General features: G+C 64.3%; 32 protein-coding genes. 26 read left to right on the top strand and 6 right to left on the bottom strand.

Annotated features, from left to right (window positions below; all coding sequences use genetic code 11):
- Window positions 1–78: 78 nt before the first annotated feature.
- A complete protein-coding gene (locus AAGD32_01720; GenBank protein ID MEM8872951.1) occupies window positions 79–879 on the bottom strand; it encodes a hypothetical protein in 801 nt (266 codons plus the stop codon).
- Window positions 880–1,061: 182 nt separating this feature from the next.
- Between AAGD32_01720 and AAGD32_01725 the strand changes: the two genes are divergently transcribed.
- Entirely contained in the window at window positions 1,062–1,244 is a 183-nt protein-coding gene (locus AAGD32_01725) for a hypothetical protein (protein MEM8872952.1), read from the top strand.
- A gap of 6 nt (window positions 1,245–1,250) precedes the next feature.
- Here AAGD32_01725 and AAGD32_01730 read toward each other — a convergent pair whose 3' ends face one another.
- Together AAGD32_01730 and AAGD32_01735 are read right to left on the bottom strand one after the other, a co-directional pair.
- Window positions 1,251–2,024, bottom strand: coding sequence for a sugar phosphate isomerase/epimerase (locus AAGD32_01730; protein ID MEM8872953.1), 774 nt, complete (start codon window positions 2,022–2,024; stop codon window positions 1,251–1,253).
- Window positions 2,025–2,034: 10 nt separating this feature from the next.
- On the bottom strand, window positions 2,035–3,114 hold the full coding sequence (locus AAGD32_01735) for a GNAT family N-acetyltransferase (protein ID MEM8872954.1): 1,080 nt from the start codon (window positions 3,112–3,114) through the stop codon (window positions 2,035–2,037).
- Window positions 3,115–3,221: 107 nt separating this feature from the next.
- On the opposite strand from AAGD32_01735, the gene AAGD32_01740 reads away from it, so the two are divergent.
- Complete coding sequence (locus tag AAGD32_01740) at window positions 3,222–3,899, top strand: hypothetical protein (protein MEM8872955.1); 678 nt, start codon at window positions 3,222–3,224, stop codon at window positions 3,897–3,899.
- Window positions 3,900–3,947: 48 nt separating this feature from the next.
- Window positions 3,948–4,196, top strand: coding sequence for a 50S ribosomal protein L27 (gene rpmA / locus AAGD32_01745; protein ID MEM8872956.1), 249 nt, complete (start codon window positions 3,948–3,950; stop codon window positions 4,194–4,196).
- Between the two features lie 64 nt (window positions 4,197–4,260).
- Here the strand turns inward: rpmA and AAGD32_01750 are convergent, their stop codons facing one another.
- Window positions 4,261–4,722, bottom strand: coding sequence for a TspO/MBR family protein (locus AAGD32_01750; protein MEM8872957.1), 462 nt, complete (start codon window positions 4,720–4,722; stop codon window positions 4,261–4,263).
- Window positions 4,723–4,743: 21 nt separating this feature from the next.
- Between AAGD32_01750 and obgE the strand changes: the two genes are divergently transcribed.
- From obgE to aroF, 4 genes are read left to right on the top strand one after another with little or no spacing between them, the layout of a single operon-like run.
- Window positions 4,744–5,748: a GTPase ObgE gene (gene obgE / locus AAGD32_01755; GenBank protein ID MEM8872958.1), complete on the top strand. Its 1,005-nt coding sequence runs from the start codon at window positions 4,744–4,746 to the stop codon at window positions 5,746–5,748.
- 53 nt (window positions 5,749–5,801) lie between these two features.
- Window positions 5,802–6,158 carry a ribonuclease E inhibitor RraB gene (locus AAGD32_01760; protein ID MEM8872959.1) on the top strand — a complete coding sequence of 119 codons (357 nt, stop codon included), beginning with the start codon at window positions 5,802–5,804 and terminating at the stop codon, window positions 6,156–6,158.
- 30 nt (window positions 6,159–6,188) lie between these two features.
- On the top strand, window positions 6,189–7,448 hold the full coding sequence (locus AAGD32_01765) for an ankyrin repeat domain-containing protein (protein ID MEM8872960.1): 1,260 nt from the start codon (window positions 6,189–6,191) through the stop codon (window positions 7,446–7,448).
- Between the two features lie 29 nt (window positions 7,449–7,477).
- A complete protein-coding gene (gene aroF, locus AAGD32_01770) occupies window positions 7,478–8,494 on the top strand; it encodes a 3-deoxy-7-phosphoheptulonate synthase (protein MEM8872961.1) in 1,017 nt (338 codons plus the stop codon).
- 10 nt (window positions 8,495–8,504) lie between these two features.
- On the opposite strand, the gene AAGD32_01775 is transcribed toward aroF, so the two are convergent.
- Window positions 8,505–8,816: a hypothetical protein gene (locus tag AAGD32_01775; GenBank protein ID MEM8872962.1), complete on the bottom strand. Its 312-nt coding sequence runs from the start codon at window positions 8,814–8,816 to the stop codon at window positions 8,505–8,507.
- A 146-nt stretch (window positions 8,817–8,962) separates the two neighbouring features.
- On the opposite strand from AAGD32_01775, the gene tpiA reads away from it, so the two are divergent.
- From tpiA to AAGD32_01840, 13 genes are all read left to right on the top strand, one after another.
- Window positions 8,963–9,709: a triose-phosphate isomerase gene (tpiA, locus tag AAGD32_01780; protein ID MEM8872963.1), complete on the top strand. Its 747-nt coding sequence runs from the start codon at window positions 8,963–8,965 to the stop codon at window positions 9,707–9,709.
- A gap of 32 nt (window positions 9,710–9,741) precedes the next feature.
- The gene (secG, locus tag AAGD32_01785; GenBank protein MEM8872964.1) at window positions 9,742–10,149 is read left to right on the top strand and encodes a preprotein translocase subunit SecG; all 408 of its coding nucleotides are present in this window, start codon (window positions 9,742–9,744) and stop codon (window positions 10,147–10,149) included.
- 11 nt (window positions 10,150–10,160) lie between these two features.
- Window positions 10,161–11,042 (top strand): YicC/YloC family endoribonuclease, encoded by an 882-nt coding sequence (locus AAGD32_01790; protein MEM8872965.1) that lies wholly within the window; start codon window positions 10,161–10,163, stop codon window positions 11,040–11,042.
- A gap of 143 nt (window positions 11,043–11,185) precedes the next feature.
- Window positions 11,186–11,773 carry a guanylate kinase gene (gene gmk, locus AAGD32_01795; GenBank protein ID MEM8872966.1) on the top strand — a complete coding sequence of 196 codons (588 nt, stop codon included), beginning with the start codon at window positions 11,186–11,188 and terminating at the stop codon, window positions 11,771–11,773.
- 114 nt (window positions 11,774–11,887) lie between these two features.
- The gene (locus AAGD32_01800) at window positions 11,888–12,124 is read left to right on the top strand and encodes a DNA-directed RNA polymerase subunit omega (protein ID MEM8872967.1); all 237 of its coding nucleotides are present in this window, start codon (window positions 11,888–11,890) and stop codon (window positions 12,122–12,124) included.
- A 10-nt stretch (window positions 12,125–12,134) separates the two neighbouring features.
- A complete protein-coding gene (locus AAGD32_01805) occupies window positions 12,135–12,710 on the top strand; it encodes a flavoprotein (protein MEM8872968.1) in 576 nt (191 codons plus the stop codon).
- A gap of 22 nt (window positions 12,711–12,732) precedes the next feature.
- Window positions 12,733–13,002 (top strand): hypothetical protein, encoded by a 270-nt coding sequence (locus AAGD32_01810; GenBank protein ID MEM8872969.1) that lies wholly within the window; start codon window positions 12,733–12,735, stop codon window positions 13,000–13,002.
- A complete protein-coding gene (locus AAGD32_01815; protein MEM8872970.1) occupies window positions 12,993–13,430 on the top strand; it encodes a type II toxin-antitoxin system VapC family toxin in 438 nt (145 codons plus the stop codon). Before AAGD32_01810 ends, AAGD32_01815 begins: the two co-directional genes overlap by 10 nt.
- Entirely contained in the window at window positions 13,427–14,032 is a 606-nt protein-coding gene (locus AAGD32_01820; GenBank protein ID MEM8872971.1) for a phosphopantothenoylcysteine decarboxylase, read from the top strand. The genes AAGD32_01815 and AAGD32_01820 overlap by 4 nt, the downstream gene beginning before the upstream one ends.
- Before the next feature lie 59 nt (window positions 14,033–14,091).
- Window positions 14,092–14,520 (top strand): dUTP diphosphatase, encoded by a 429-nt coding sequence (gene dut, locus AAGD32_01825; protein ID MEM8872972.1) that lies wholly within the window; start codon window positions 14,092–14,094, stop codon window positions 14,518–14,520.
- Between the two features lie 27 nt (window positions 14,521–14,547).
- On the top strand, window positions 14,548–17,031 hold the full coding sequence (locus AAGD32_01830; GenBank protein MEM8872973.1) for a DNA translocase FtsK: 2,484 nt from the start codon (window positions 14,548–14,550) through the stop codon (window positions 17,029–17,031).
- A 615-nt stretch (window positions 17,032–17,646) separates the two neighbouring features.
- Window positions 17,647–18,018, top strand: a complete 372-nt coding sequence (locus AAGD32_01835) for a hypothetical protein (protein MEM8872974.1) — start codon at window positions 17,647–17,649, stop codon at window positions 18,016–18,018.
- Between the two features lie 53 nt (window positions 18,019–18,071).
- Window positions 18,072–18,617: a DUF5698 domain-containing protein gene (locus tag AAGD32_01840; GenBank protein MEM8872975.1), complete on the top strand. Its 546-nt coding sequence runs from the start codon at window positions 18,072–18,074 to the stop codon at window positions 18,615–18,617.
- Here the strand turns inward: AAGD32_01840 and AAGD32_01845 are convergent, their stop codons facing one another.
- Window positions 18,618–19,247 (bottom strand): nucleotidyl transferase AbiEii/AbiGii toxin family protein, encoded by a 630-nt coding sequence (locus AAGD32_01845; GenBank protein ID MEM8872976.1) that lies wholly within the window; start codon window positions 19,245–19,247, stop codon window positions 18,618–18,620.
- 23 nt (window positions 19,248–19,270) lie between these two features.
- On the opposite strand from AAGD32_01845, the gene aroB reads away from it, so the two are divergent.
- The 6 genes from aroB to AAGD32_01875 all read left to right on the top strand — a co-directional run bounded on the left by aroB (window position 19,271) and on the right by AAGD32_01875 (window position 25,828).
- Entirely contained in the window at window positions 19,271–20,350 is a 1,080-nt protein-coding gene (aroB, locus tag AAGD32_01850; GenBank protein ID MEM8872977.1) for a 3-dehydroquinate synthase, read from the top strand.
- A gap of 486 nt (window positions 20,351–20,836) precedes the next feature.
- On the top strand, window positions 20,837–21,235 hold the full coding sequence (locus AAGD32_01855) for a hypothetical protein (protein ID MEM8872978.1): 399 nt from the start codon (window positions 20,837–20,839) through the stop codon (window positions 21,233–21,235).
- A gap of 323 nt (window positions 21,236–21,558) precedes the next feature.
- Window positions 21,559–21,969, top strand: a complete 411-nt coding sequence (locus tag AAGD32_01860; protein ID MEM8872979.1) for a hypothetical protein — start codon at window positions 21,559–21,561, stop codon at window positions 21,967–21,969.
- Window positions 21,970–22,005: 36 nt separating this feature from the next.
- Window positions 22,006–22,704 carry a hypothetical protein gene (locus tag AAGD32_01865; GenBank protein ID MEM8872980.1) on the top strand — a complete coding sequence of 233 codons (699 nt, stop codon included), beginning with the start codon at window positions 22,006–22,008 and terminating at the stop codon, window positions 22,702–22,704.
- A 97-nt stretch (window positions 22,705–22,801) separates the two neighbouring features.
- A complete protein-coding gene (locus tag AAGD32_01870) occupies window positions 22,802–23,908 on the top strand; it encodes a glycosyltransferase family 2 protein (protein ID MEM8872981.1) in 1,107 nt (368 codons plus the stop codon).
- 87 nt (window positions 23,909–23,995) lie between these two features.
- Window positions 23,996–25,828, top strand: coding sequence for a calcium-binding protein (locus tag AAGD32_01875; GenBank protein ID MEM8872982.1), 1,833 nt, complete (start codon window positions 23,996–23,998; stop codon window positions 25,826–25,828).
- Window positions 25,829–25,879 lie beyond the last annotated feature (51 nt).

Raw genomic sequence — 25,879 nt, forward strand, 5'->3', positions numbered from 1 at the left:
ACCTGAAACGGCAGCTGCCGCCACCCGCCCTTCATTACGGTCGGGCCTCTTGTGGAACGGGATTCCGAAGCGTCGCGGCTACTTCTCGACGAGATCCAACAGCTTCTGATCCACGAGCAGCGCTGGCTTTTCGTCGCGTTCCCAAGAGGGCAGGACGAAGACGCAGTGGGTGGTTGTTTGGCCGTCTGCGGTGAGGGCGAGGGTGAAGGGGCTGGGCAGGTCGTAGGTGCCGCGCTGGGTGGATTGGTTGGTACCGGTGCCTTGACCGCGGGCGTCGCCGCGTTCGTTGAGGTCGCTGAAGTTGGCACCGGCGAAGCTGCCGGCGACGAACTGACCGTCGCCACCGAAGGCGATCTTGCTGGACGTGTAAACGTCGGTGATCATGGTTCCGGGCGCGCGAACGCCGGTGGAGGCGAAGCTCTCGCGCGTCCATGCGGTGTCGGCGAGCATCTGCTTCGTCGGCTGGACGGCAGGCCGGAACACGTCCGCCGGCTTGGTCTGGCTCCAGCGCCGCTCCAGCACGCCGGTCTCGACGCCGCCGATCTGCTTGTTGGCCTTGAACAGGTCGGTGCGTTTTCCGGCAATCTCGACGACGAGCCGGTCGGCTTCCTCGCGCCACGTCCCCGTCGGCACCGTGTCCGGATCGAACCCCGCCGGCCCGCCGATCGGCAGCCCCGCGAACACCCGCCCGTCCGTGAGAAACGTGTAGAACGCGACCTTGCGCTTAAACGTCGTGCCCCGCCACCGGTAGACCTTCGCGGCATAAATCTTGTAGCCGATCTCGCCGACGGTCTTCCGCTCGGCCTTACTCGCGGTGCTCGGAGAGACACACAGCGCGAGAAGCATGAACGCGGCAAGAGCGCTGGCCAGGAGTCGCATGCCGGATGGTAAGTATTTTGCCGACCCGCACACAACGGCCTTCGCACGACTGGCCGAAACGAAAAGTTGGCATATCGGACATGTCGGGTGTAATCCGCGGCGCCGTTTGGCCGATAGGGAGATGGAATGGATGCTTCGCTCGGCGGGTAGCGCCGATGGAGGCGGGGAATGCGACCTTGTTGATGGAGACGACCGATATGCCGGTTCAACTGATTTGTCCGAATCTTCGCTGCCGGCGTGTGCTGAACGTGCCGGACGCCGTGCGTGGCCGGATCGTGAAGTGCCAGCACTGCTCCACGCATCTGCGCGTGCCCAAGCCGAAGATCGAAACCGTCCCGCCCGAGCCGGCCAAGAGCAACGACTGAGAACCGTTACCTCAGCCCCATCGCTTGCAAGTTCTCAAGGCTGGTCGCTAACGAGTCGAACGGATCGCGATAACAGTGGTCCTGCTCGACGGCGTACCACTGGACGTCGGCCTCCCGTGCCGCCTCGAAGATGGCGGGCCAGTTCAGATTGCCCTGGCCGATCTCCATGTCGTAGTGGGTTTTGTCCGGGCGAATGCCCAGGTCCTTGACGTGGATCACCGGCACGCGGCCGGCGTGATCACGTAGCCACTGAGCGGGATCGCCACCGGCGTGGGCGATCCAATAGGTGTCCCACTCGAAGCAGAACCGCATGTCCAGTCGGTCGACGAGCATGTCGATCGCCCGGTCGCCGTCGAGCGCGTCATCGACCTTGGCCCACTCGTGGCTGTGGTTGTGGTAGCCAACGCGGATGCCGGCGTCAGCGTACTGACCGACGACGGCGTTGATGCTCTGGATGAACGCATCCCAATGGGCCTCGTCGAACTCGGCGGGGCTCGGGAAGTAACCACCGATCGCGGTGTAGTCGCTGCCGAGCGTTTTTTGTTTCTCGATAACCGTGTCGACATTTTCGTGGATCATCTCATGAGTCGCGCAGCAGTGCAGGCCGTGCGTGTCGAGGATGTTCCTGATCTCCTTCGGCTCGATCGGCCCGACGGCGCTGACCTGCACTGCTTTCCAACCCTGATCGGCGAGCTTCTTACACGTCGCGTCGAAGTCGGCGGCGTTCTTCGTGTAATCACGGAGCGTGTAGAGTTGGACAGCGAGTTGCGTGTCGGGCATGCGAGCGAAACTACGCCAACCCGGGCCGGCTCACAACCGTCTGACCGCTGCCTTGACCAAGCCGTTTCATCCAGGCGTTGCGGGTGTAAATCTGCCGCATGCCGTGGCGTTGGTAGAGGCGGATGGCCGGGGTGTTGGCGGCATCGACGGCGAGCGTCAGACCGTCGCAGCCCTGCGTACGCGCGGCCGATAGCGCCGCCTGCATCATCGGACCGCTCAGACCCTGCCCGCGCGCCTGGGGGACGAGACCCAGATACACGACCTCCGCCAACGGCCGATTGGGCACCCGGGCGAGCAACACCACGCCCAACGGCTCGTCGCTACGAACAACCAACTGCCAAAACGCCGGCACGAAATCGCCCGCCGCCCGATGTCCGGCCATCACGTCATCCATCGACCGCACGCCGGCCAACGCGGGGCAGTCGAGGCTTCCGACATACGTCTCGGCGACCGTGTCGCGAAACCTCGCGTATGCCGACTCGTCGAACGTTTCCAAGCGAACACCGGCGGGCAGGTTCGGCGTCGGCGGGCGCGGCGGAACCTCGCGGAGCATGTAGACAAGCTCAGCGATCGGACCGAAGCCGGCCGACTTCACGATCGCGTCCAGGGCTTGGTCCTTCGGATCGGTTAGAACCTGGGCCAGTTTGTGTCCCGCATCGGCAAGACCGTCACACGCTCGGGAAAGGGCCGCCGAAGCCGCGTCGGCGATCTGGGCCGGCGGCGCGGCGGTGCAGGAGACGATCGCCGACCCGCCGGGAACGGCAATTGGCGTGGCCACGAACTTCAACCCCTCGGCCCCACCACGATCCCCCGCCACGACTTGCATCTGCCCCAGGTCGATCTTCCGGGCCACGGCAAACCGCAAAAAATCCAGCACGGCCGCGTCCTCGGCCAACTCACCGAGACGGCCGAGCATCAGCCGAACGGCGGCGTGGATTTCGGACCGGTCGACAGGTCGGACCTGCCAATCCCCCACCGTTTCCGATTGCCGCCAGGCCAAACCCGAGACGCGCACACCACCGTCGGTGTCGCGCGGCGGCGTTTGCGAGGCGCTGCGCTGAGCGGCAGTGGGGTTTGACAGGTCGGCCACGTCCCGAACAATAAGGGACCCCCGCCCCCGAGCGGTAACACCATTTCGCCACGGTGGACTGTTTTTCGCCGGCATGGTGGGTCCGCCCGCATGAATCAGGAGCCCGTATGTCCCGCCGATCCGTCTTTGCCCGCCTGTTGCCCAACGCCCTGCTCGCCGCCGCTGTCGGAACGCTCTCGATCGCGACCCTGCTCCCGGCCGAGCCGGCACAGGCGTTCCCGACGCCCAGCAACTACCCGATCAGTTGGGAACTCGAGTTCGATTACGAGGATCCCCGTCGCATCGTCGTCGAAGTCCCCGGCGAGTCCGAGCCCAAGGCGTTTTGGTACATGACTTACCGCGTCACCAACAACACCGACGAGGAACAGCTTTTCCTGCCGGTGTTCGAGATGCTCACCAGCAGCGGCGAGGTCATCCGCTCGGATCGCGGCATCCACCCCGACGTCTTCGCCAACATCAAAGCCCGCGCCGGCGACGCCTTCCTCAAGGAGTCGCTCGACCTCAGCGGTTCGACCTTGCTCATCGGCGACGATCAGGTCCAACATGGCGTGGCGATCTGGGAAGAGCCCAACCCCGAACTCGGCAAATTCACGATCTTCATCGGCGGCCTCAGCGGCGAAGCGGCCCCGATCACCAAGCCCGACGGCGATCCCCTCCTCGACGATCAAGGCCGCCAGATCCTGCTGTTCAAGACTAAGCAGATCGACTATCGCCTGCTCGGCGACGAGATCCGCCCCGGGAACGACCCACTCGAAAAAGAGGGCGAGTCCTGGGTGATGCGGTAGCCCGCCCGCCCGGCGCGCCTAACATGCCGGCCCAGCACGGAGAACCCAATGGCACATAAAAAAGGTCAAGGCAGCACCAAGAACGGTCGGGATTCCAACCCGCAGTACCTCGGCGTCAAGGCATACGGCGGCGAAGTCGTCAAGGCCGGCTCCATCATCATCCGCCAACGCGGCACCAAGTGGCACCCCGGCTACAACGTCGGCCAGGGCAAGGACGACACGCTCTTCGCCCTCATCCCCGGCCGCGTCGAGTTCGCCGGCAAGAAAATCCACGTCCGCGAACTCGAAACCGCCTAACCGCCCGACCGAGTCAACGACCTAAGCAAAGCCCACGCCTTCAGGCGTGGGTTTTTCGCTGAGCTCAACGATTCAGCCACCAGATACCCGTCGCCACACTCGTCGCGTAGACGATCCATGCGAGGTACGGGACAAGCAGCCAGCCAGCGATGGCGTCTTTCCGGAAGAACGCCGCGATGGTCGCGATGAGCGTCACCGACGCAAGCCACATGATCACCAGCCCGCCGACAACGGATTCACCCGCGAAGAACACCGGCGTGAACGCCCCGGCCACGGCAAGGTGAATCACGAACAACCAAGTCGGCACGCCAAAGCCGACCTTCCGCCAGACCCGCCACGCGGCCACGCTCATCAGCACGACGTTGAGCGTCCACGCCGGGCCGAACACCCAACCCGGCGGTGCCCAGCTCGGTTGAGTAAGTTGCTGATACCACGAACCGTCGCCGGTGACCGTCAGCAACGTGCCGCTGAAGATCACCGCAGCGACAAGGAGAAACCAGCCGAGCAGCGCGAGCCACGATCGCATGGGCCGACCATACACTTCTGTATGCTCGTCGACGAAGCGGAGATTTACGTGAAGGCCGGCGACGGCGGAGACGGGGCGGTCTCGTTCCGGCGAGAAAAGTTCGTTCCCTACGGCGGGCCCGATGGCGGAGATGGTGGCGATGGCGGGTCGATCATCTTCGTCGCCGACCCCAACCGCAACACGCTCACCGAGTTCGCCGGCAAGCACCACTGGCGGGCCGACAACGGCAAGCCCGGCAGCGGCAAGAAGTGCTACGGCCGATCCGGCGAAGACATGATCTTGCGCGTCCCGCCGGGGACGCTCGTCCGTGACCTCGACCTCGGCCTCGACATCGCCGATCTCGACGAAGTCGGCAAACAGGTCACCATCGCCCAGGGCGGCAAGGGCGGACAGGGCAACTACCACTTCAAGTCCAGCACCAACCAGGCCCCGCGCCAGTTCGGCCCCGGCGAGAAAGGCGTCGAACGCAACCTCCGCCTCGTACTCAAGCTCATCGCCGACGTCGGCCTCGTCGGGTTACCAAACGCCGGCAAGTCGACCTTCCTCGGGGCCGTGAGCCACGCCAAGCCGCGGGCTGCGGACTACCCCTTCACCACGCTCGAACCCAGCCTCGGCATCGTCGAACTCGACACCGAACGCACCCTCACCCTCGCCGACATCCCCGGCCTGATCGAAGGTGCCGCCGGCGGTGCGGGCCTCGGCCACGACTTCCTCAAGCACATCGACCGCTGCAAGGTCATCCTCCACCTGGTCGACCTCTACCCCCTCGACCAGTCCGACCCGATCAAGGCCTACCACACCATCCGCACAGAGCTCGAGGATTTCTCCACCGACCTCGCCGCCAAGCCCGAGATCGTCGCCGCCAACAAGATGGACCTGGGCATCGAAGAAGACGACACCCTCGACCAACTCCGAGCCGCCCTGCCCAACACGAAAGTCTTCCCCATCAGCGGCGCGACAGGCGAAGGCATCCGCCCGGTGCTGGAAGAACTCTGGAAACGCGTGCACGGCGACGAGGAGGGGTGAGATGACCCCACACCGGTCGTGGCTCGCGCATCAGCCGCAATATGATCTATACGATGCCCGACGAATATCCCACTGACGCGGACGGCGAATCACTGCGTCGGCTAGCCGAGACAGGATCGGACATGTCCAAGCCGATGTATATCAACTTTCAAGTGGCGATGCCCGACGAAGCATCGGCCGACAAGCTTGCCGACGCAGCTCGGAAGCTCGGCTATCACGTGGCGGTTTACGACAGTCCGGAGTGCAGTCTTCCGTGGACGACAGAATGCTCATGCCGCATGCTCGCGACCTACGACGGGGTCGGTGCGGTCCAGGACGAACTCGCCGAGTTGAGTCGACCTCATGGCGGCCACCCTGACGGATGGGGAACCTATGGCAACGGACCAAACGGACAACCAAACGTGAAGTGATGGACATCCGGCCCTCGTTAGACTGTCCCCATGAATGACGCGAAGCAACGTTTGCTCGATGCGACTCACGCCCGGGACGCCGAGGCACTTGCGGCATTACTCGATAGCGACGTGGACGTCGCGACGCTCATCAACGAACCGATCAGCTACTTCGGCGGACGGGCGCTGCACGCGGCGGTGGGTCATCGGCCGACGCTGGATGTGCTGCTGGATCGTGGGGCGGATCCGAACTTGCCCAGTGCGTGGAGCGAAGGGCCGTTCACGGTGCTGGACTCGGCAGACGAGGCGACGGCGCGACACTTGATGGAGCGTGGGGCGACGTTGACGCCGCATGTCGCGGCGCGGCTCGGGTGGATCAACGAGCTGACGGCGCTGCTCGACGCCGACCCGAGGCGCGTCAACGAACGCGGTGGCGATGGCAAACGGCCGCTGCACTGGGCGGGCACGATCGCGGTAGCCTACCTGCTGCTGGATCGCCTCGCCGACATCGACGCCCGCTGCACCGACCACGTTTCGACGCCGGTGCAGTACCTCGTGAAGGATCACCCCGATGTCGCCCGGCACCTACTGGAGCGCGGGGCGACGCCGGACATTTTCGCCACGGCCCACCTCGGCGACCTCGACCGCACACGGCAACAGCTCAAGGAAAACCCGAACGTGGCCAACCACCGCGTCGGCCACGACGGCTACAACCGCGTGCCAAGCTGCACGATGTACCAGTGGATCTTCGCGTACGGCCAATCGCCGTTGGACCTCGCGGCGCAGCAGCCGGAGATGCTGGCGTTGCTGAGCGAACACGCGAATGAGAAGACGCGGTTCCTCGCAGCGGTGTGCCGGGGCGATCGGGAAGCCACCGCCGTGGCGGACGCGCCCCCGCTCGAACCCGCCGATCACGCCCTACTCGGCGACGCGATCCGCCGGGGCGACACAGACGCAGTCCGCCTGATGCTCAAACTCGGCTTCGACCCGACCCGGAACTATCGCGGCCTCGACGACGGCACCGCCCTGCACGTCGCCGCGTGGTGCGGACAGCCCGAGATCCTGCGGCTGCTGCTTAATGACGGCCGAGGCGACCTGGAACTCCGCGACCCCACCCACGGGGCAACCGTCCTGAGCTGGGCCTGCCACGGCAGCGTCTTCTGCCGCCGCGACGATCCGGTTTATGTCGAAGTCGTGAAGATGCTCATCGACGCGGGTGCAAAAATCGACATCCCCGCCCACGCCGGCGGTAGCACCCTCCACGACCAAGCCGCCGGCCGACCCGACGTGCAGGCAGCGCTCAAGGCCTGAGCTGGGCGACAGTCCTACCCTCTCGGCCCATGATCGTCGTGATGCAAACCGGGGCGGAGCAGGCCGCCGTTGATGCGGTGGTGGAGCAGATCACCAAGCAGGGGCTCACGCCCCATCTCTCCGCAGGGGAATTCCGCACGATCATCGGGGCCATGGGCGAGGAGGGGAAGCTCGACGAGCGGCACCTGCTCGCGATGGACGGCGTCGACAAGGTGCTGCCGGTGATGAAGCCGTACAAGCTGGCGTCACGGGAGTTTTCCGAGCATGACACCGTTGTCGAAGTCGGTGGCGTCAAGCTGGGCGGTGAGCATGCGACGGTGCTGGCCGGGCCGTGCACGGTCGAGGATCGGGAGATGCTCTGGACGATCGCCGGGCACGTGAAGAAGGCCGGGGCGACGATCCTGCGTGGCGGTGCGTTCAAGCCGCGGACTTCGCCGTACTCCTTCCAGGGTCACGGCAAGCAGGCGCTCGAATGGCTGCGCGAGTGCGGCGACGAGCACGGGATGCCCACCTGCACCGAGGTCATGGACCCGCGTCAGGTCGAGCTTGTCGCCGAGTGGGCAGACGTGCTGCAGATCGGCGCGCGGAACATGCAGAACTTCGACCTGCTCAAGGAGGTCGGCCAGACCAAGCGCCCCGTCGTGCTCAAGCGCGGCCTCGCCGCGACCGTCAAGGACTGGCTCCTCTCCGCCGAGTACGTGCTTTCCCAAGGCAACCGCGACGTCATCCTCTGCGAGCGTGGCATCAAGACGTTCGAGGACAGCATCCGCTTCTCTCTCGACATCACGAGCATCCCCGTCGCCCTCAAGAACACACACCTGCCGATCGTGATCGACCCGAGCCACGCGGCTGGCAAGCGTGACTTCGTCCCCGCCATCGCGTTGGCCGGCATGGCCGCCGGCGCCCACGGCATCCTCATCGAAGTCCACCACGACCCCGCCAGCGCCCAATGCGACGGCCCTCAGGCGCTACTGCCCGCAACCTTCGAGACACTGATGGGCCAACTCGGCGGACTGGCGCAGCTGCACGGACGGACGCTGGCGTAACGCGGGACCGTCAAACATTTCTGGCTGCGATGTACCGAGCCAACCGATTTGTCAGTTCGTAAACTTCGTTGCGAAGCGTTTCGAGTCTGAGCTGTGCCGGCGACTCACGTCCACCGATCAAGACGTCGGTGAGGCTTCCCATTCCTCCGAAGCTCGATCTCGTATCTGTGACGCCCCGAGCATCCCGGGCTTTGATGAGGTGCGACCACTCAGCTGCACGTCTCGACCAAAACGCTGCATCATGCCGGGCCAGCAAATCCGCGAGGTCATCAAGTGCCTTGTACAAGGCTTCGCGGTCTCGCTCTGCCTGTTGGTCGGTCATGCCTCAAAGCGTAGCTCAACCAAGATGAACTAGCCGGCCGCCAACGGCGGGCGGGCCGCGAGCCGTTGGCTCCCGGCTATTGCTGGTGATGTGACATTGCGCGGTTCGCTTGCCTCCTGCCGCAACCCCGCCACAATCCCGGCATCATGTCACGCACGCCCTACGTCGCCGGCAACTGGAAGATGAACCTGCACACCGCCGACGGTGTCGCGCTGGCCGAGAAGGTCGCGATCGATCGGCCCGACGGCATGGACGTCGGCGTCGCGCCGCCGTTTCCGTACCTGGCGAAGATCGCCGAGATCGGCGGCGGACGGCTGCACGTCGGCGCACAGGACGTACACCACGAGGACGTGGGCGCTTTCACCGGCGAGGTGTCGGCGGGCATGCTTCGCGACGTCGGGTGCGACTTCGTCATCGTCGGCCACTCCGAGCGTCGGCACATCATCGGCGAGCCGACGGAGCTGGTGGCGAAGAAGGCGGCGGCGGTCTATCGGGCGGGCATGACGCTGATCCACTGCGTCGGCGAGACGATCGACGAACGCCGCGATGATGCCACGCTCAGCATCGTCGAATCCCAACTGGCCGAGCTGAGCCCCGCCATCGACGACCCGGCCCGGCTGGTGATCGCCTACGAACCCGTCTGGGCCATCGGCACCGGCGAGACCGCCACCCCCGAGCAGGCCCAGGAGGTCCACGCCTTCATCCGCAAGGAGTTGGCCGAGGCCTACGGGGACGACTTCGCCGCGGCCGTCCGCATCCAGTACGGCGGCAGCATGAAGCCCGGCAACGCCGCCGAACTGATCGCCCAGCCCGACATCGACGGTGGCCTCATCGGGGGAGCCTCGCTCAAGCCCGACGACTTCCTGGCCATCTGCAAAGCCGCCGTCGGCTGACCGCCCGGGAGCGGGCTATCATCCCCGCTCCCATGACCGCCCTTTTCTACACCCTTGGCGTGATCTTCGCACTCATGTGCGTGTTCCTCATGCTGCTGATCCTGATCCAGAAGGGTCGCGGCGGCGGGCTTTCCAGCGCGTTCGGCGGGGCCGGCGGCAACACCGCCTTCGGCACCAAGACCGGCGACGTGCTCACCTGGGCCACATCAGTCGTGTTCGTGCTGTTCCTTCTTCTGGGCATGGGCTTGGTCTGGACCGGTAAATCGCTCAAGGCCAACGTCGGTGGACCGGCTCCGATCGCCGCGCCCGACGAAGATGGAGAAGTGGACGACGCACCGACCGGCCTGGGCGACATGACAGACACCGAGCCCACCGACACCGGCGAGTCCACCGGAGACGTCCCCGCCGAGGTGGAGAACATTCCCGCCGAATCCGAGTAAGCTCACCGGCGATGATCTACAGCATGACCGGCTTCGGCGACGCTTCCGCGCACGTCGGAAGTACGCACTACGCCGTCGAAGCCCGCTCCGTCAACAACCGCTACCTCAAGCCGACCATCCGTCTGCCCGACGCGCTGGCCGGTCTCGAACCCAAGCTCGAAGCGATGCTCCGCAAGGCGCTGGGCCGCGGATCGGTCACGCTGACGCTGCACCTCAAAACCGAAGCCGCCGACGCCGCGCTCGAGGTCAACACCGCGGCGCTGCGGAGCTACGTCGAGGCCCTCAAGCCCTTCGCCGATTCCGACAAGCCGATCAATCTCGCTGACCTGCTCACGCTGCCCGGCGTACTCGCAGACCCCGCCGCCGAGCCGACCGACCAACTCAAGGAGCACGAGCAGCACGTCATGGAACTGGCCGACCGGGCCATCGCCGCACTGGTCGGACACCGCCGGGCCGAGGGGCACTCACTTCAGGCCGAGCTCGACAAGCACCTCGACGTGATCGCCGCCAACGTGACCAAGGTCGCCGAGCACGCCCCGAAGATCGTCAAGGACTACCACCGCCGGCTCACGGCACGGGTCAACGAACTGTTGGCCGAGGGCGCGCTCAAGGTCGAGGAGTCAGAGCTGATCCGCGAGGTGGCCGTCTTCGCCGAAAAGGCCGACGTCGCCGAGGAGATTCAACGGCTCGGCCACCACGTCGAGCACTTCCGCAAGACCTGCAAGAAGGACGGCGAGCAGGCCGGCCGGAAGCTCGACTTCCTCACCCAGGAAATGCTCCGCGAGGCCAACACGATCGGCTCCAAAGCCAACGACGCCCAGATCGCCGGCCACGTCGTGGAGATCAAAGGCGCGATCGACCGGCTCAAGGAACAAGTGCAAAATGTGGAATGACGCTGGGAAATGACGAATGACGAGTTCCCGAATGACGAATGAATGACGAAGCCCGAAATCCGAAGGTGGGTCATTCTGCATTCGGACTTCCTTCGTCATTCGGGAACTCGTCATTCGGATTTCTCACGCGCTACCCTGCTCGCATGTCCGCCTCCCACCCCGGCCTACTGCTCGTCCTCTGCGGCCCCTCGGGCGTGGGCAAGTCCACCATCTCCCGCGCCCTCTCTGATCGCACCGGCGTCCGCTATGCCACCTCCGTCACCACCCGCGAGAAGCGCCCCGGCGACGACAAGGGCAAGACCTACGACTATGTCGAAAAGCCGGAGTTCTACCGCCGGCTCGATAACGACGAGTACCTCGAATACGCCCAGGTCTACGGCCAGTACTACGCCACGCCGAAGACCCCCGCGATGGACTGGCTACGCGAGGGGCATGACGTGCTGCTGGAGATCGACGTGCAGGGGGCATTGCAGGTCCGCCACCACTATCCGGCCGCCGTGCTCACGTTCATCCTTCCGCCCGACGAGGCGACGCTGCTCCAGCGTCTCAACGACCGCGGCCGGGACGACGCCGCCGAGGTCGACAAACGCTTCCGCGCCGCCAAGCGCGAGATCCAGATGGCCAAGGGCAGCAGAGCGTTCGACTACATGGTGATCAACGACGACCTCGAAGACGCCGTGCAGGAGATCGAGAAGGTCCTGCGGCACAAGCGGAGCTTGGGCGAGATTTGAGCGAAGCTGCTAGCTGCTAGAGCCTAGTTGGGAGAGAAAACGCCCGAGCTTGGTCCTAGCATCGCGGCCAGACTCTAACAGCTAAGCCCTAGGCTCTAACAACTACCTCCCCCCATGATCGAAGCCCTTAAATCCGACGACATCGTGAAAAAGGTCGGCGGCCGGTTCAAGCTCACCGCCCTGCTGCAGCGTCGTCTCGTCGAACTCATGGACGGGGCACGTCCGCTGGTCGAGGTCCGTGACGGCATGACCGACATGGAAGTCGCCATCGAGGAAATCCTGCAAGACAAGATTGCCATCGACTACGAAGCCAGCGGCCTGCCGACGCCCGAGTCGATCATCACACAGTGATTCTCCCGCAATGACCGACGCCGCGACCAAGTCGCTCCCGGACTCGTCACTGTGTGACCGCCGGATCATCCTCGGCGTCGGGGGTGGCATCGCCTGTTACAAATCCGCCGACCTGTGCTCCAAGCTGGTTCAAGCCGGGGTGCGGGTTGATGTATGCATGACCGAGGCGGCGACCAAGTTCGTGACGCCGCTGACGTTCGAAGCGCTCTCCGGCAACGCCGTCCGCACCAACCTGTGGACCCAGACCAACCCCGGCGACACCCAGCACATCGGCCTGACCGAGCAAGCTGATCTGCTCCTGATCGCCCCGGCGACGATGCACCTTTTGTGCAAGGCGGCCGCGGGTCTGTGCGACGACATCGTGAGCCTGCTCGTTGCCGCGTCGGCGTGCCCGGTCATGTGGTGCCCGAGCATGAACACCCGCATGTGGGACAACCCCGCCACGCAAAACGCCGTCGAGCAGTTGCGCCAACGCGGCCACCATTTCGTCGGCCCCGAAGACGGCTGGCTCGCCTGCCGCAACGTCGGCAAGGGGCGGATGAGCGAGGTGAGTGCGATTGTGGAGGCGGCCATCACGCTGCGTTGAGATTTTTCGTATCATGCCGGGCATGAGCCGTTCAACATCATCATCCAGACCTCAGAGTTGGATTCGCAAGGTCGTTCTTGGCGAAGATGGTGTCGCGTATGTTCCGTTGCCGGAAGCTGAACCGGGCACGACGGTTGAGGTAACGTCTGTGCCGGTGCCAACCTCGTCGGATGCTCAGATCGGAGCAGCCTACGGCGGGTTGATGAGGTCAATGCACGGCGTTGAGCGGACTCCAGAGCAATGGCGTGAACGAGAGGCCGAGATCGAAGCGGAGAAGGCATCGTGGGACTAGACGATTTCGATCTGTCAGGCCGAGTCTACTTCGACGCCTGCGCGATCATCTACATCGTTGAGAAGCACCCCAAGTTCGCCGATCCTTTGCAGTTGATACTCGACAAGATCGATTCGAGCGGGGGACGATTGTGTACGAGCGCGTTGAGTTGGCTCGAAGTGACCGTGAAGCCGATCCGCGACGGCAACAAGCGGCTCGAGGCCGACTTCCAGCAGTTTCTCGCCGCAGCGGAAATCAATCCGGTGACAAAGCCGGTGTTGCTCCAAGCTGCGAGATTTCGGGCCAATGCCCGCAGCATGAAAACGCCAGACGCGATCCACCTAGCGATCGCCGCCGGCTTCGGGTGTGACCTGTTCGTCACGAGCGACAAGCGGCTGGCCTCCCGCATCCTGATTCCAGCGCTGCTGCTGAGTGAGGTAAAGCCGTGACGCGATTTCTCATTTCCGCCGGGGCGACGCGGGAGCCGATTGATGCGGTGCGGTTCGTTGGCAACCGGTCGTCGGGGAAGTTGGGGGTGGCGCTGGCCGACGCAGTGCGGGAGGCGGGGCATGAGGCGACGTTGGTGATGGCGGCGTGCGAGGTGCCGGTGCCGAGCGGGGCCGAGCGGGTGGAGACGACGCAGCAGTTGCTCGAAGCGCTCATGGCGGAGTGGCCAACGCACGACGTGCTGATCATGGCGGCGGCGGTCGCGGACTTTCGTCCGGTAAAAACCACTACCGGCAAGCTGAAACGTGGCGATCAGCTCACGATCGAGTTGGAGCCAACGGTGGACGTGCTGGCGACGCTGTGTGAAATGAAGCGGCCGGATCAGGCGGTCGTCGGCTTCAAGCTGGAGGACGACATCACGCGGGCGCGGGAGAAGTTCGAGCAGCTCGACCTGGACCTGCTGGTGTTCAATCCGCTGGACACGATGGGGGCGCCGGGGATCGATGCAACGTTGATCGATCGGGAGGGGGAGACGGGGTTGGGGGCGATGGAGAAAGGGACGTTTGCGAGGGTGTTGGTGCGTCGTGCATGTTCACTGAAGTGAACATGCCCCGGACTGTCCGTATCCGACGCCGGTGGCCGATACAAAAGGTGGTGTCCGCGCTGTCCGTGCCCATCCTGCGCTTGCGTGAAGGCGCGCTGCTTCCGCGTCGAATGACGGCGGGGGCGGCGGGTATGGACCTGTGTGCGGCCGAGAACGTCGCGCTGGACCCGATGGACATCGCGCTCGTGCCGTGCGGCTTCGCGTTGGCGATCCCGGTCGGCTACGAGGGACAGGTCCGCGCACGCAGCGGTCTCTCCTCCCGCCACGGCATCACGCCCGTCAACAGCCCCGGCACCATCGACGCCGACTACCGCGGCGAGGTCATGGTCCCGCTGATCAACCTCGGCCGAGAGCCGTTCACCATCGCCCCCGGCGACCGCATCGCCCAACTCGTCATCGCCCCGGTGGCAATGGCGGAGACGGTCGAGGTGTCGGAACTCCCCGACACCAAGCGCGGCTCCGGCGGGTTTGGGAGCACGGGCGTGTGAGGTGGTGAGGGGCGAGATGGTGAGGTGGTGAAAGCCACGTTGCCGTCTCTGACATCTCACCACTTCACCATCTCATATCTCACCACCTATCACATGCAACGCAACACGCTCAACCGCGTCATCCCGCTCGCCCTGCTGCTTGGCACCTGGGTGTTTCTCGTGCTTTCGCTCGGGAGTTTTTCGCCGAACGATTGGCCGAGCCATGCGGTAACGCCGCACCCGCCGACGGCGAACCTCTGCGGGCCGGTCGGGGCGTTCGTCGCGTACCACGGCTTCGCGATGCTCGGGGCGGGCGTGTGGGTGCTCATGGGGCTGGGCACCGTGCTGCTGGGCCTGCGACTCTGGGGCACCAAACTCACCGACCCGTGGCTGCGCGTCGCGGGGATCATGCTGCTGGCCGTCGGCGTCGCGGCGATCAGCGCACACGTCACCGGCTTTTCACCAGCCGGCTTCCCCGAGGGCAGCGGCGGCGTCGTCGGCATCTACGCCAATGCCGAGCTGACCGAGCGCTTCGCCGGCGTCGGCACCAAGCTCATCCTCGCGGTCGTCGTGTTCATCGCCCTGCTGCTGGCCGCTGACGAGATCTTCACGCGCGGCCCGATCCCCGCGCTGGTCACCGCCGTCACCGGTAAGAAGCTGCGCGTCCCGACGTTGCCGAAGCTGTCGCTCCCCAAGTTCCGCATGCCGGCGCTGCCGAGCCTGCCCAAGCGTGAGAAGAAGGTCCGCCAACCCAAGGTGCTCGAAGTCGAGGACGGCGAGGACCTCGTGGACGAATACGAGGAGGAAGAAGACGACGAGCAATACGAGGAGGAGTGGGAAGAGGATGACGAAGAAGCCGTCGATGAGATCGACGAGGCCGACATCGAGGACGCCGAGGACGAGATCGCCGAGGCCAACGCCGAAGCCGCCAAGGCCAACTTCGACGAGGAAGAACCCGAGCAGCGCAAGGACATCGTCGTCCGCTTGGCCAACCGCCCAAAGAAGAACACCGCCCCGCCGCCGCCCAAGGAACTTGGCGATTACGACCTGCCGCCGTGGGACGTGCTCGAGGAGGCCGAGACCGGCTTCGCCGAGCAACAGGAGGAGTTCGTCCGCGCCAAGGCCGCCAGCCTCGAAGCCGCGCTCGACGAGTTCGGCGTCGACGCCCGCGTATGTGCCATCGACACCGGCCCGGTCATCACGATGTACGAGCTCGAACTCACCCGCGGCACCAAGGTCAGCGCCATCACCGGCCTGCAGAACGACATCGCCCGCGCCCTCGCCGCCGAGAGCATCCGCATCGTCGCGCCCATCCCCGGCAAGCACACCGTCGGCATCGAAGTGCCCAACGCCGAGAAGGAGAAGGTCCGCCTCAAGGATCTCATGCAAACCGCACCGGCCAAGGTGCAGAAGATGCAGATCCCGCTCTTCCTCGGCAAGGACGCGAGCGGCGAGCCGCTGATCACCGACCTGGCGTCGATGCCCCACTGCCTCATCGCCGGCACGACCGGCTCGGGTAAGTCGGTCTGCATCAACACCATCATCATGTCGATCATGTACACCCAGCGGCCCGACCTGGTGAAGCTCATCCTCGTCGACCCCAAGGTCGTCGAGATGGCACCCTTCCGCGACATCCCGCACCTCATGGCCCCGGTCATCACCGAGGTCGGCAAGGCAGCCAGCGTGCTCGACTGGGCGTGCACGAAGATGGACCAGCGCTACGACCTGCTCGCCGAAGCCGGCGTGCGGAACATCGCGTCGTACAACTCGCTGTCCCGCGAGGAACTCATCGAGCGCTTCAACTGCACCACGCCCGAGGAAGAGGCGAAGGTGCCCAAGAAGCTGCCGTATGTCGTGATCGTCATCGACGAGCTCGCGGACCTGATGATGACCGCCGGCAAGGAAGTCGAGGCGTCCATCGTCCGCATCGCGCAGAAGGCCCGCGCCGTCGGCATCCACCTGATCCTCGCGACCCAGCGTCCGCAGGCGACGGTCGTCACCGGCCTGATCAAATCGAACATGCCCAGCAAGATCGCCTTCCGTGTGAGCAGCCGCATGGACAGCCGCATCGTGCTCGACCAGAACGGCGCGGAACTGCTGCTCGGCCAGGGCGACATGCTGTTCATGCCGCCCGGCGCGAGCCGACCGATGCGCAGCCAGGGCACGTTCATCGACGACATGGAAATCCGCCAGAGCGTCAAGGCGGTCAAGGCGAATGCGGAAGCGCAGTACGAGCCGGAGCTGGTTGCGATCAAGTCCGGCAACATCGACGCCGGCGGCGAGAAGGACGAGCTCTTCGACGACGCCGTCCGCGTGGTCCTCGAAACCAAGCGCGGCAGCGTGTCCCTACTCCAACGCAAGCTCACCATCGGCTACAGCCGTGCCAGCCGCCTGATCGAACAAATGGCCGAGTCCGGCATCGTCGGCGAATACAAAGGCTCGCAGGCCCGCGAAGCCACGATTACGCTCGAAGAGTGGGAAGCCATGAAAGCCCAAGCCGAGGCGGACGAGGAGAGCGGGATGAGTGTGTAACCGTCCGACTTTGTCGATGGTTCAAACTGCTATTCGGAGCAGGTCAGCCTGATGCCCCTGCAGCCAAAGAACCGCCGGACGAACTTTGGTCGTTGGTGGGGAACGTTAAAGAGATCAGCACGCATGGCGAGGACCGAGAGCTACGACCTGGGACAAAGCACTTCAGCAGTGGGTCCAAACTGTTCGTGCTCCCGTCGATATGGGGAGACGGATACGAGAAGGTACACGTCATTGGGAAACATCGCGGAAGCCGGCGCTTCGTGACCATTGTGATGCCATCAAAACGAATCACGAACTGGCGAGTGAAGCCAGTCCATCACCCGCACATTCGCAATGTAATGATTGATCTCCAACGCTGGTGGAATTCTAAGGAAGATGCGGAGGGGTTTGCCGCGTGGATGCGTGAACGAGAGGCAGAATCCGATTGATCGCGCGACAAGTTCGAGCTTTCAACCGTAAACGCACCCCACTATGACACTCTAACCGGCCCACGACTGGGTCATGAGCAATGTGCTACTCGACGTTCGAACCGCGTTGCGGAGCAACGCAGCTTGGCGCTCCTGTGCAGTGCAGATTTGTTTGGTGCTTGCGTTGACCGTCGGTACGCTCATCACCATGAAACACACAAAACTGTTCGTGGGGGTGCTCCTTGGGGTCGGGGCGACGGTGGCGATTGCGCAGGTGCCGGACAATCCCGAGCCGGTGGGGAAACTGCCGAAGCTTTACAAGCCGTACTCACTGATGGAGACGCTCGACACCAAGACGATCCTCGCGATCGACAAGCGACATGACGAAACCCTCGCGGCGATCAAGCAACTCAAGCAAGCCGAGTACGACGACATCCAGGCGATGCTCAACGACGAGCAGAAGGCCGAGCTCGCCGAGATCGAGAGCCAGCTCAAGGCCGAGCGCGACGCGTACATCGCCGAGCGTCAGAAGAAGAAGCTGGAAGAACGGATGAAGGAAAAGGAAGACGCCGGCGAGTAGATCGGTAACCGATTGGATCGGCAACGCCGGCGGCCGCCGCTATCCTGCCGGCCATGTTCGACTTCGAATGGGGTGCCCTCCTCGGCGCGTTGCTCGTGTTCGGCGCCCGCGTCGGCGACGTCTCGCTGGGCACGATCCGCAACATCTACACCATCCGCGGCCAGCGCGGCGTCTCGTTCGCGCTGGGTTTTCTTGAATCACTGATCTTCATCACCGCGATCAGTGCCGTGCTCCGCGGCGAGATGAGCGTGCTCCGCACCATCGGCTACGCCGGCGGTTATGCGACGGGCATCTACGTCGGCATCACCGTCGAAGCCTGGATCGCCAGCGGCTGGCAGATCGTCCGCGTGATCACCCGGGAGAAGACGGACCTGGCGGTGAAACTGCGTGAGATGGGCTGGGCCGTGACCGAGGTCGCCGGCGAGGGCCGCGACGGGCCGACGCCGATCCTGTTTCTGGTCGTGCGGCGCAAGAAGGTCAAGGCGGTCCTCGCCGCCGTGACCGAGCAGGCCGCCAACGCGTTCGTCACGATCGAGGGCGCCGGCAAAGTCATCAACGGCGTCGCCAACCCCATCGCCGCCGCCGCGCTGCGAAAGTGATCATGGCAACTCGTCCGGCTCGGCAGCGAGCGCGTCCCAGAGTTCGAGGAACTTCTCGCGAACATATGGGTTTAACTTCTCGGCCATGTCACGCGGGATCTCCAGCACGCGGATCAGTTCTGTCGCATCGCCTATGTCTTTCGCGCGAGTGACGTTGCTCATCCCGCTTGCCAGCTTGAGTTCGAGTAACGTCGGCAGACCAAGAACTTGGACGCCGTCGATCTCAACAGCAACCTTGGACGGATCGGGAAACACGACCGGCTTCTCCTTGCCGTCGCCCGGAAAGCCACCCGTCGTAAGAAACTCGACCTTCACGCCAGTGGTCGTGTCGCGCAGGTGCTTGCTGCCGCGAAACGGGGGGAGGTAGCCAAGACCGTCCAACTCCGCGTGAATCTTCTCCAAGCTTGCCGGAGTGACTAGCAGGTCGACATCTTCGGTGTACCTCCGATACCCATGGCGAAACATCGCCATCCCACCGACCAACGCGTACGAAATGTCCAGATCGTGAAGTCGTTGTGTGATCCGTCGCAGCGTTTTTTGGACTTCGCTCTCATCTTCGAAGTGCATGCCGCTCTCCCTCCATGCCCACTGCGGTTTATCCTTCAGCCGCTGCTCGTAGGCGACAACCATGGGACGAGTATATCGTGCGTCCCATGCCGACGGTACCGGTCGAACTTGCCAGCGGAACGTATGACGTGCATATCGAGCGCGGGTTGCTCGACGATGCGGGGCAGCGGTTGGCGGCGATCGCACCGGCGCGGAAGGTGGTGGTGATTGCGGACGAGAACGTCGCACCGCTGCACCTGCCAACGTTGCGAGCATCGTTGGAGACGGCGGGGTACGAGGTCATCGTCGCGAGCCTTGGCGGCGGTGAGGCTGGCAAGCGGCTCGAAACGTTGCTGCCGGTGTACGAGCAGATCCTCGCGGCGGGCATCGATCGGCGTACGCCGGTGATCGGGCTGGGCGGCGGGGTGACGACGGACATGGCCGGCTTCGTCGCGGCGACGTTGCTGCGCGGTGTGCCGTTCGTGCCGGTGCCGACGTCACTACTCGCGATGGTTGACGCGTCGGTCGGCGGCAAGACCGGCGTCAACTCAGGTGCCGGCAAGAATCTCATCGGCGCGTTTCACCAACCCGCTGCCGTGCTGATCGACACCGACACGCTTGCCACGCTTCCGCCGAAACCACTACGCGAGGGACTGGCCGAATGCATCAAGCACGCGGTCATCCGTGACGCAGCGATGTTCGCAAAACTCCAAAGCGAGATCGGCCGGGCACTCGCGTTGGATCTTGACTGGCTCACCGAGCACGTCGCGGCCAACGTCGCGATCAAGGCAGCCGTCGTCGCCGAGGACCCGTACGAACACGGCGTCCGCGCTCATCTGAATCTCGGCCACACCTTCGGCCACGCCATCGAAAAGGTCACCGCCAACGCCGTTTCTCACGGTGACGCGGTCGCGCTGGGCGTGAAGTGTGCGACGGTGCTGGCCGAGCGGGTGGGCAGCATGAACGCCGAGCAGGGCCAAGCCGTCCGAGACGTTTTGGCAAATACCGAGTTGGCGACGACGCTCCCGGGCCTCGACCCGTCGGCACTCTTCGACGCGATGAAGTTCGACAAAAAGGTCCGCGACGGCAAGGTCCGACTGGTGCTGCCGGTCGGCATCGGAGCGGCGCAGGTTCGCGACGACATTGCCGACGATGACATCCGCGCGGCGTGGTCGGCGATCGGATGAGCATTCGGCAAGCCGCCGTCGTTACAACCGCCACGACCCGCATGATGGGGTCGGCGAATCGGCCCGACACCAGCGGTTGTTTCATAATGGTTGACCGCGCGGGCTCAAGGGGGAACAATAAAGGACCGATCTGGAGAACAGCGCGCCGAATCTCGGGAGTTTCCCTCGGCATCGCTGATTGGCTTCATCGACGGAACGCGATTCGCAGAGATCAGTCCACGTCGCAGCGATGGCAACCCCGTTGTCCGGCAGACTGATCGTTGAGCGACCGCCCGACCAACTGTGTCGAAACCTATTCGACGCGGCTGGAACGCCGGTGTGCGTGTCGGCCTGCCCTTCGGGCAGTCGATATTCATGCGGCGTGGAAGGACGGCGTCCCCTCACGTGATTCGCCGGTCGTGAAAGCCGACGACGATCGTACTTCCCGGACGGCAGGGGCCAGCCGGGTCGATTCGCACAACTCAAACCACGTTCAGACCTTCGCTTATGAGTCGCAGACGCAAACGCACGGGCATCGGCCCGCCGAAGATCAACCCCGCCGTCACGATCGATCGTGACGGGTTCCAGCCGCACCGCGAGCACTTGGGCCGCGGCCCGATGCGTGGCGCACGCCGGACCACGCCCAGGACCAAGGCGGTTCTGCAGCTCATTACCGGCGAAAAGGCGGGGACGACGTTCGATATTCTCACCCGCGACAGCGCCGAGGGTGGCGTGGCTTTCATGCTCAAGGAGCCGATCCCGGTCGGGCAGGCTGTCCGCCTCGTGATGAACGCCGAGTCGACCGAGCAAATCGACATCCCCGACGATGCCGGCATTCAGGCGGAGATCACCCGCTCACGGGCGATCAGCAACGGCCGGTTCGAGATGGCCGCTAAGTTCCGATAAGCCGGCCAGTTGATCCGATGAATTCGTCCGCCGTGGAAAGACAATCTCCTCCCCGGCGGTTTTAGTGCGCGAAGCACGCCGGGCGTCTCGCAAAAAATCTGCGAGATTTTTGCAACTCCCCGAACCATGACCCAATCGGGGCGGTAAAACTAGCGTCGGCGATGGCCCTTCGGTGCATCGCCTCGCGATGTCCCGGCTCCCGCGTGACCGATGGGCATCCGACCGACGGTGTGTTGGTTCTCGGCGGTGTTCGCAACCGCCCTGCGCATCGATCGACGTGTTGTTTAGTCAGCGGCCAACCATGCCGCAGGATCGGTTCCGCCATGTCTCGTGTCCCCCCAAGCGACCCCGCGAAGACGTCGGTCACGTCCACGGACGAACAAGCGATGGATGCCGAGGTTGGTGCCAAGCCAACCACCGAGTCGGCTGTGGACGACGACGGCGACGTGATCCATTTCGACTGTGTCGAGGCTCACACCTGTGCCGAGACTTTGCTTGATCATTGCAAACGGGTCGTCACCGAGTCCTCACGAATCGAGATGCGGCTCAAGGACGGCAGCCGCGTCGTGCTCATCTCCAAGTGTGAACTCGACTCGCTCGAGGAAGCGTTGGACATGTACGGCTGCATGAACGAGGGCGAGGCGCTGCACGCACGGGTCCGCGGGATCGCCGACTGCATTCAGAAAGAAATGCTCACCGACGGACCACGCAAATCGGACGGCGAAGCAAACTGACCGCCGCGCAAGGCAACTGCCGATACAGTTCACAGAATGAAAGCGGCGTTTCGCGTAGCTGGGATGTTGGTGCTGTCGGCCGCCGCGGGCGGTGGGCTTTGGTACTACCAGCAGACCAACTCCACTGCGGCACAGATCGACCAACTCGAAGCCGAGAAAGCCGTGCTCGCGGATCTGGTCGACCGACTCAGCGGCCAGCGCCGTGTGGCGGAGATGATCGTCACCGAGCAAAACACCAACGAAGACGGCGTGCTCGTCACCGACCTGCTGTTTGTCGAGTACGACACGCAGGGCGATCCGCTGCCGCCCAAATCCTTCACAGTGCTTGGCGATTCGGTGCATGTGCTGAGCAAGGTCATCACGTTCGAGCGCGGATACATCGAGGCCAACGATCCGATGCGGGGCCAGTCGATCGCGTTGTTCATGGGCATTCACGGCGGGGCCGAAGCCCCCGAAGACGCCCATCCCATCGACCCGATCGGCGGCCAGCCCGACATCTACGCCGGCGAGAACCCGAACATCACCACCTTCGAGGCCGAGCTGTGGGAGAAGTTTTGGGACTTGGCCCGTGACGAGGAGTTGCGCGCCAAGTACGGGGTGCAAACCGCCGGGGGCGAAGGGCCGTGGACCATCTTCCGCCCTGACACGCTTTACACCCTCACCCTCGCGACCGACGGCGGCCTGACGCTCGAGCAACAGCCGGTCCCGGCGATCTTCCGGGTCAAGGCGGACTGACCCGCCCCCAAGAAGCTGCGAAACGTTGCCGGCCCTCGTGGCGTCCCTCGGCCATGCGGACTACTCTCCCCGCTTGCCGAACATGAAGCATGAGCCCGTGAAACTTGCCGTAACGATGCCGGCCCACAACGAGGAGCCGACCATCGCCCGCGTCGTGGCCGGTGTGCCGCGCGACATTCCCGGCATCGACGAGGTCGAGGTCTTCGTCATCAACGACGGCTCCACCGACCGCACCGCTGAGCTTGCCGAGGTCGAGGGCGCGACCGTCGTCACCGTTACCGGCCGACCGGGCCTGGGCAGCATCTTCCGCACCGGCATGGACCGGGCCATGCGCAGCGGCGCGTCGTACATCGTCAACATCGACTCCGACGGGCAGTTCAACCCCGACGACATCCGCAAGCTCGTCGCCCCCCTGCTCGACGACGAGGCCGACTTCGTCACCTGCTCCCGCTTTGCCACCCCCGAGGTCGTGCCCGAGATGTCGGGCGTGAAGCTCTGGGGCAACAAGGGCATGTGCAAGATCATCAACTACATCTGCGGCGGCACCGGCTTTACCGATGTTTCCTGCGGCTTCCGCGCGTTCAACCGCGAAGCCGCCTATCGTATGACGCTCTTCGGGCGGTTCACTTACACGCAAGAGTGCTTCATCGACCTGTACAACAAGGGCTGTCGGATCGCCGAGGTGCCGATCAAGATTCGCGGCACGCGTGAGTTCGGCGAGAGCCGGGTTGCCAAGAACGTCTTCCGCTATGGCGTGAACGCATCGGAAGTGATCCTGCGTGCGGCACGGGACATCCGGCCGTTGCGGTTCTTCGGCGGGCTCGCGCTGACGCTGCTCGTGCCGGGTCTGCTCGGTGCGTTGTTCGTCACGGTTTGGTATCTCTTCGCGGGGCGCACCTCGCCGTGGACGAGCCTGATCGGCATCTCCGGGACGCTGCTCACGCTGTCGCTGGTCTTCGGCGCGATCGCGCTTCTGGCCGACATGCTCAGCCGCCACCGCCGTATCAGCGAGGAGCTGCTGTACCTCACCCGCAAGCGCGTCTACGCCAACGCCCGAACCATGCGGGCCGCCCACGTCGACGACGACGACATCGGCCCGGTCAGCCTCCACGACATCCCCCACGAGCAACGCCAACCGATCATGCGCGAGCTGGCCGACAGCGTCAGCGACCGGGTCGTGGAACGAATGGCCGCGGAACGGTGAAAACGGCGCAACGCTCGGACGTTTCACGAATTTACAAGCCTGTCTTATTGAAGTCTTGACCGTTTTCTGGTATAGGGTGCGGCTGTGATGAAGTACCCACACCACCAAAACGGAATGATTGAAAACCTTGAATCCCGTCGCCTGCTGGCCAACTTTTCAGTTGCCGATCTTGCCGGCACGCATGCGATCCTCGGACCGGGCGGGCCGGTCTTTACCGAGATCACCATCGACGCCTCGGGCAACGTGACCGACGGGGCGTATCCGTTCAGCAACACCGGCGGCATACCGATCACGTCCGGCACGTTCGACATTCAGCCCGACGGTGCCGTGGCCGCGGATCTGTTCTTCAGCAACCCGTCGTTCCCCGACCTTGGCCTTACCGGTCGGCTCGATCCGTCCGGCTCGACCCTGATCCTCTCCGCACCCGACCCGACTGCCTTCCCCGATACGGCACCGGATAACTCTTATCCGACGCGCATCACGCTGACACCCGACGGCAATACCGCCGACGCTGACAGCTTCGATGGCGCATTCATCTTCACCAGCGAAGAGTCCTACGGCTCCTTTGACGCCAACGACAACATCGTCCTTGGTGGCACCGGCACCGACAACTTCACCGGCGTCACCATCAACTCGGGCAACTTCTCCGGACCCTTCGCCGGCTCGCCATCGAACTTCAACCAATCCTCCAACTTCTACAGCCAGTCCGGTTTCATCAATCTCACCGACATCGACGGCACCCGCAACATCCCCGTCCAGGGCAACTTCTCCACCGACCTGTCCATCTTCAACGGTGTCTACTTCGACAGTGGAGAACCGGAAGTCACCACCTTCACCCGGGCACTCAGCGGTGTGACCCTCGCCGACTACGACGGGGACTACGAGTTCATCAGCGACGGCTTACGCGGCACTTTCACCATCAACAACGGCAGCCTCACCGGCACGCTCCTCGAACAGGAGTTCGGCACGCTCCCGATCACCGGATCGATCAACCCGTCGAGCAACGGCTTCTTCACCGGATCATTCTCCGCCAACGTCCCGGGCGAGGGCTCCATCACGGTCAGCCTCGCCGGTTCCTCCACGCCGAATGCCAACGTCCTTTCCTTCACCGGTGACATCCCCGACGAGGACGAATTCGATCTCTACACCGCCGTTAAGGACGAGGGCGTGACCGCACCTCCGCCGCCGAGCTTTGCCGTCCTCGACGTTCCCTCGACCATCCTCACGGTCACCGGAACACCCGACAACGACGTGCTTTCGATCGTCTTCAACAACGGAGATCTACGCCTTCGCCTCAATGGCGAAGAGCAACGCTTCGACCCCGCCAGCGTCGGCCGCATCGAACTCTACATGGGTGCCGGCGACGACTTGGTCGACTTCTCCGGCATCGACATCAACACCTACGCGTTCATGGATGTCGGCGACGACACCGTCACCGCGGGCGCCGGCCGTGACACGCTCACCGGCGCCGCCGGCCGTGACCGACTCTTTGGCGGCCCCGGCGACGATCGCGTGAATGGCAACGGTACCCGCGATTTCCTCTTCGGCGAAGGTGGCAACGACCGCATCTATGGCGGCGACGCCAACGACTACCTCGACGGCGGCGGCAACGTCGATCGGCTCTTCGGCGGTGACGGCGACGACTTCCTCACGGGCGCGTCGTCCAACGACAAGCTCCAAGGCGAAGCCGGCAACGACACCCTCGAGGGCGGCAAGCAAAACGACCTGCTCTCAGGCGGCACCGGCGATGACGTCATCATCGGCAACGCCGGCCTCGACACCCTCCGCGGGGACGCCGGCTTCGATTCCATCTTCGCCCTCGACGGCGAACTCGACCTCATCGACGGCGGCACCGAAGACGACGAGGCCGAAGTCGACGGCGGACTCGACAGCGTCGCAAGCATCGAGTCGCTCATCTAGCACTACGCCAACGCTGCCGGGCGATGCCGGATGAGTCCATTCGGAGTTGCC

The organism is Planctomycetota bacterium, assembly GCA_039182125.1.
Lineage (GTDB): Bacteria > Planctomycetota > Phycisphaerae > Tepidisphaerales > Tepidisphaeraceae > JBCDCH01.